Here is a 1,169-nt window from a genome sequence, read left to right as displayed (position 1 = left end):
CCTTACGCGGAACTCGATCTCGGCAATCCCAAGTGGACCGACGATGAAATTCTGGACTTCATGATGGCGCATCCGATCCTGATCAATCGGCCGATCGTGGTCACGCGTCTCGGCGTCGTTCTCGCGCGACCTTCGGAAGCGGTTCTCGACATCCTGCCCAACCCCAATATCGGGCCGTTCGTTAAAGAGGACGGCGAAGTCGTCGTCGACATCAAGGGCAAGCGCATTGGCTGAGCAGAACCACGTCGCCGATGACGCGCTGCCGAACGTCGACGAAGAGCAGTTTCGGCCGATCGATATGCAGGTTCTGCTGGACGCGCCCAGGTCCATTCACAAGCCCCGCGTGCTGATGCTCTACGGATCGCTGCGGGAGCGGTCCTATTCCCGCCTCGTCACCGAGGAGGCCGCGCGAATCCTTCGCCGCCTCGGCGCCGAGGTTCGCATCTTCAATCCTTCGGGCCTGCCGCTGCCGGATTCGACGTCCGCCGACCATCCCAAGGTCAGGGAATTGCGCGACCTGTCCATCTGGTCGGAGGCCCAGGTCTGGTGCTCTCCGGAACGGCACGGTTCCATGACGGGGGTGATGAAGGCGCAGATTGACTGGCTGCCGCTGTCGATGGGCGGAGTACGTCCGACGCAGGGCAGGACGCTCGCCGTCATGCAGGTCTCCGGCGGCTCCCAGAGTTTCAACGCCGTCAACCAGCTCCGCATCCTTGGCCGCTGGATGCGAATGGTCACCATCCCCAACCAATCGTCGGTCGCCAAGGCTTTCGCCGAGTTCGACGAAGCCGGCCGCATGAAGCCGTCATCGTATTACAACCGGATCGTCGACGTGATGGAGGAGCTGATGAAGTTCACCCTGCTCCTGCGCGACCGCTCCAACTACCTGACGGACCGCTATTCCGAGCGGGTCGAGAGTGCGGAAGAGGTCGCCAAGCGGGTCAACCAGCGGTCGATCTGAGGCACCTTTGACGGTGCCTGGGTTTCGTATTTCCATATTTTTCGAAATTTGGGTTGACGATGCGAAAAGTGCCGTATAGTTTATTTCCATGAAACTCGAAAAAGCAGCCTCCCAGCTCGAAGCGCTCGGCAACCCGACGCGGCTTCAGCTCTATCGCATCCTGGTGCGCGCCGGTGACGACGGGCTTGCCGTCGGCAGCGTCCAGGGC

Annotated in this window: 2 protein-coding genes and 1 pseudogene; all 3 read left to right on the top strand. The window is 61.4% G+C overall.

Annotated elements, in window-relative coordinates; translation table 11 throughout:
* Positions 1 to 234 (top strand): ArsC/Spx/MgsR family protein (locus EN893_RS34885; protein WP_281062531.1); only part of this gene is annotated, 234 nt, incomplete at its 5' end.
* Positions 227 to 961, top strand: a complete 735-nt coding sequence (gene arsH / locus EN893_RS34880; protein ID WP_256754955.1) for an arsenical resistance protein ArsH — start codon at positions 227 to 229, stop codon at positions 959 to 961. The genes EN893_RS34885 and arsH, both read left to right, overlap by 8 nt.
* 88 nt (positions 962 to 1,049) lie before the next feature.
* Positions 1,050 to 1,169: pseudogene (locus EN893_RS39680) on the top strand (transcriptional regulator); the annotation flags it as partial.

The sequence above is a fragment of the Mesorhizobium sp. M7A.F.Ca.CA.004.04.2.1 genome, assembly GCF_004022825.1.
Lineage (GTDB): Bacteria > Pseudomonadota > Alphaproteobacteria > Rhizobiales > Rhizobiaceae > Mesorhizobium.
The sequence above is the reverse complement of the archived record's forward strand: the minus strand, read 5'-3'. Positions and strand labels throughout refer to the sequence as shown.